Raw genomic sequence first — 3,457 nt, forward strand, 5'->3', positions numbered from 1 at the left:
CACGGCGCGGCCGGATCGAAGGATCCGGTCACGCTCGCGTTCTTGGCCCCTCCCCATTCCGTCTCGATGGCGGGCATGCCCGGCCGGGCTGTGCAGGCCAGGGCCGCGGCCAGGGAGCCGACGCGCTGCTGGCCGGCCGCGACCCGGGCGGCGTCCTGGGCGTCGTACGGCTGGCCGGTCGCCTGCAGGGCGGCGTAGTAGTCGGCGTACTCGCCCACCTCCCACGCATACTCCTGGACCCCCTCGGCCAGGAAGCAGTGGACAATCTCGGTCACCTGCTCGGTCGTCAGGCCGGAGCCGACGCCTTGCGGTGAGCCGATGATGCTGCTGGAGCCCCCCAGCCGGATGCGGGCGTGGCCGCCGGATCGGCCTCGTTCAAGGTCGCGATCAAGCTGGGCCAGTCCAGGACCGCAGGCAGCGCCTGGGTGTTCCAGACGGCGACCGTGTGCTTGCCGTGGGCGGCCCTGCCCACGAAAGAGAAGGCCGGGTTGGTGGCCACGACCACGGGCGCGTGGCGGTAGCCGATGCTCATGGCGAGCCGGTGGGAACCGGTCACGACCGCGATCGGCCCCAGCACGGTGACGTCCAGGTCAGCCAGCGCCGTGCGGGCCTCGGCCAGCGCGGCGTCGGCGTACCGGTCCAGGACCGGCTGGACCGCGTCGTCTCCGGACAGCCAGGCCGCAACGAGCTCGACCGGCTCGGCGAGCGGACGGGCGTGGTCGGCGGCCAGGTGCATGAGCGGGGTCGCCGCCGAGACCAGGTCCTGCGGCCCGGCCAGCGCGCTTGCCTGGCCGACGGCTGGCGTTGCGGGCGGACGAAGATCTGTCACCATCGCAGCCGATCAGCGTTTCGTCGCGACGGACACGCCGTGCTTGGTGTGGCGGCGGGTACCTCTCCACCGGTGTTCCTGCTTTTCGTCACGTACTTACAGCGTGGAGATCCCGTCCTTGAGGGGCGGTGGCCTACCTGCTGGGGCTGGTTGATCCACCCGTGCCAGGTCTTACGGGGCCGGATCTTGCTGCTTGTCTCCGGCCCAGTTCCAGCGCGGCACCTCGCGCAACGGGTGCAGGTCGGCGTCCGTTGCGGCGTGAGAGTTCTGCATGGCGACGTGCGAGCCGAACTCCACGTGATCGTGTACCGCCTGCCGGAAGGCGGGATCGACGGGCATGTCAGACTCTTCGACCGCCTGCATGTACAGATCGACGAAACGCTGCCGTTGCTCCTCAGTGATCCGCAGATGCCGGTGCACGTTGATGATGTGCTCGAAGCCCAGTTCGCGGGTGAAGCGGTCGGGGCCACCAAAGGATTCGGCGGTGAACCAGGTCAAGTTCTGTACGTGATGCGGCTTGGGTTCGGGGAAGAGCGCCTTAAGCAGGGGGTCGGCGAGGACCTTGGCGTAGAAGACCTCTTCCAGGCGGTGCAAGCCTTCATCGCCGCCAGCGTGCGCGTACAAACTGGTCATCGCCACCCGCCCAGAGTCGTTCCTGCACGAAGTACTGCGTCGAACCGAAGATCGCTCCCGAATCCTACCGCGTTGTCCTCAGCCTCGACGCCGGACGAGCGCGGTGAGGCGCCTTCCGCTTGAGATCGCGCTGCTGCTGTACGGGCTAGGGAGTCAAGGGCGGCATCCGGGTGCCGGCCACCTGGATGCGGTCGCCGGGATCGGGCGCCGACTCGGGCCCCAGCTGGGAGGTCGTCCTGGATAGCCCCTCCATCGCCAAATGGCGGCTCAGGCGAGGTAGAACGATGTCGGACGCCCTTGGCGCGGCAACCTCTGTGGTGCTCACGTTGGCAAACATCGTTGTCAAGGAGCGCCCGCCGCAGAGTCTCCGGCTGGATCAGATCGACAGGCCCCACCCTCCTTCAACGCGAGTGGGGCCCCTCTCCCGTTTCCGCACGTCAGAGGCGGAGCCTTGCCGTCGTCCATCTGTAGTAGGTGAAGGGGGAAGGAGACACATCATGGTGGTCAAGACGAGACCGCATCCCATCCGCATCTACTCTGCCAACACGTCAGAGCTCGCCACAGGCGACCAACTCCCTGCGGGGGTGATCGCCGAGATCCTGCCATCTGGGCAGATGGCCCGCCTCGCCGCCGAGGGAGCGGACGCTGGCCAGGTCGTGGAGGTAGACGTCCCCCTTGTCCCTGTTCCCGCCAGCCGCTACGGCGACCTCGAGCATCTGCCCGAGCCGGCGCCAGAGCCCTGGTACGCCGTGCCGCGGCTGACCACGCTCGCCGCAGCCGGGCGGGAAGATCGGCTGAGACCGCAGGAGCAAGTCCATAACGCCCAGGGCACGGTCGTCGGCTGCCGCGCCTTCGGAACCATCGGCCCCCTCTGACGCCTACAGCTCACAGAAAGCGCAACGACAACCATGCCCTACACCGCAACGCGGGACGACCAGACGGTCGTCTTTGGAGCCTCACCACAGGAAGCTGCCACAGCCGCGCTCGCTGCCGGCTTTGTGCCCGAGGCCGGCAGCATCACCTCCGTGATCCGCCAACCAGATGGTTATGCGTGGCACTTGACTGGCAAGGACCTCTACGCCCTGCGCCGCATCATGAACGCCACACTCATGCCGGAGGAACCCCGGCGGGAGTACCCCTTCATGTCCCATCCCATGACCACCGTTCCCCTTCCACGTTGGCAGGAGGTCGATCCCGCCAGGCTGCCCGAACACCGGTGGAAGCGGGCCTTTTATGAGCGCGGCGTCGCCGACTCCTTCTACGCGGTGCTCGGGCACGGGGTCATGACCTTCGAGAAAGCGATCTGTCGTGAGATCGGATGGCCGTGGCGGCGAGGCCAGGCAGCCGAGGGCGTCGAGAGCGTTTGGCTTGACGTGCGCCAAGCGTGGCGGAACTCCACGTTCTCACCATCAGATCCGCTGTTCGAGGGACTGGAAGAATGGATCGCACTCATCGTCGCGGAGAACTCTCACGGGCCATATCCGCAGGAGATTCTCCTGCACCGGATGGTGGACGGTGACTAGGCGAGTGATCGTCTCCTTGATCAATGGGGAGGACCGGTGGACCGCCAACGGTGAGGCACTGGAGGACTCCATCGTCAGCTACAGCGACTTCGACGATGAGACCGTGGCCTGGCTGGATGTGTACGGCTATGGCTGGGAGCACCCGGGCCGCTGGGTTCTCATCACCCCAGCTGAGGAAGACCCCGCAGCGGTGAACGTTATCGCACAGCGGGAGATCGCCGTCGGCGAGTAGTCTGCTGACGGGAAAAGCCTCATCCGCCTCCGAATCCCGAGCTTGTGCCGGTTTCCCCTCCGGGATCGCCGTCTGGGTCGCCGAGCAGGGCGACGATCACCGTCCAGTCGCGGGCGGCGGCGCAGGCGCCGTCCGGTAGATGCGATTCGTCGTGGTCGAGCGCGGTGCAGGCCCTGGTGGAGCAGGGTGAGCCCGGCGTCGACGCTGGGCGCGGAGCTGGGCCGTCCGGGTCCGGCCGCG

The 3,457-nt window shown here is 67.5% G+C and carries 7 protein-coding genes; 3 read left to right on the forward strand and 4 right to left on the reverse strand.

Translation table 11 applies throughout. The annotated features are described in order from the left end of the window. The 3 genes from AB0J09_RS59845 to AB0J09_RS59855 all read right to left on the reverse strand — a co-directional run. Nucleotides 1-275: hypothetical protein (locus AB0J09_RS59845; protein ID WP_360712563.1), on the reverse strand; the 275-nt coding region annotated here is incomplete at its 3' end. Nucleotides 276-286: 11 nt separating this feature from the next. Next, complete coding sequence (locus AB0J09_RS59850) at nt 287-832, reverse strand: hypothetical protein (protein WP_360712565.1); 546 nt, start codon at nt 830-832, stop codon at nt 287-289. A 168-nt stretch (nt 833-1,000) separates the two neighbouring features. Beyond that, a complete protein-coding gene (locus AB0J09_RS59855) occupies nt 1,001-1,462 on the reverse strand; it encodes a group II truncated hemoglobin (protein ID WP_360712580.1) in 462 nt (153 codons plus the stop codon). 497 nt (nt 1,463-1,959) lie between these two features. Between AB0J09_RS59855 and AB0J09_RS59860 the strand changes: the two genes are divergently transcribed. Genes AB0J09_RS59860 through AB0J09_RS59870 form a run of 3 tightly spaced genes read left to right on the forward strand, consistent with a single transcriptional unit; the run spans nt 1,960 to nt 3,217 of the window. Then, on the forward strand, nt 1,960-2,337 hold the full coding sequence (locus AB0J09_RS59860; RefSeq protein ID WP_360712568.1) for a hypothetical protein: 378 nt from the start codon (nt 1,960-1,962) through the stop codon (nt 2,335-2,337). Between the two features lie 33 nt (nt 2,338-2,370). Continuing rightward, nucleotides 2,371-2,985, forward strand: coding sequence for a hypothetical protein (locus tag AB0J09_RS59865; protein WP_360712571.1), 615 nt, complete (start codon nt 2,371-2,373; stop codon nt 2,983-2,985). Continuing rightward, the gene (locus tag AB0J09_RS59870) at nt 2,978-3,217 is read left to right on the forward strand and encodes a hypothetical protein (RefSeq protein ID WP_360712574.1); all 240 of its coding nucleotides are present in this window, start codon (nt 2,978-2,980) and stop codon (nt 3,215-3,217) included. The genes AB0J09_RS59865 and AB0J09_RS59870 overlap by 8 nt, the downstream gene beginning before the upstream one ends. Nucleotides 3,218-3,236: 19 nt before the next feature. Here AB0J09_RS59870 and AB0J09_RS59875 read toward each other — a convergent pair. Further along, nucleotides 3,237-3,457, reverse strand: a 221-nt coding sequence (locus AB0J09_RS59875) for a hypothetical protein (RefSeq protein ID WP_360712577.1), incomplete at its 5' end; no start/stop codon positions are given.

It is taken from the genome of Nonomuraea sp. NPDC049784, assembly GCF_040659615.1.
Classification (GTDB): Bacteria; Actinomycetota; Actinomycetes; order Streptosporangiales; family Streptosporangiaceae; genus Nonomuraea.

Bases quoted from the DNA above. Each gene is read 5' to 3' on its own strand.
- AB0J09_RS59850 (WP_360712565.1), bottom strand. From the start codon at position 832: ATGGTGACAGATCTTCGTCCGCCCGCAACGCCAGCCGTCGGCCAGGCA.
- AB0J09_RS59855 (WP_360712580.1), bottom strand. From the start codon at position 1,462: ATGACCAGTTTGTACGCGCACGCTGGCGGCGATGAAGGCTTGCACCGC.
- AB0J09_RS59860 (WP_360712568.1), top strand. From the start codon at position 1,960: ATGGTGGTCAAGACGAGACCGCATCCCATCCGCATCTACTCTGCCAAC.
- AB0J09_RS59865 (WP_360712571.1), top strand. From the start codon at position 2,371: ATGCCCTACACCGCAACGCGGGACGACCAGACGGTCGTCTTTGGAGCC.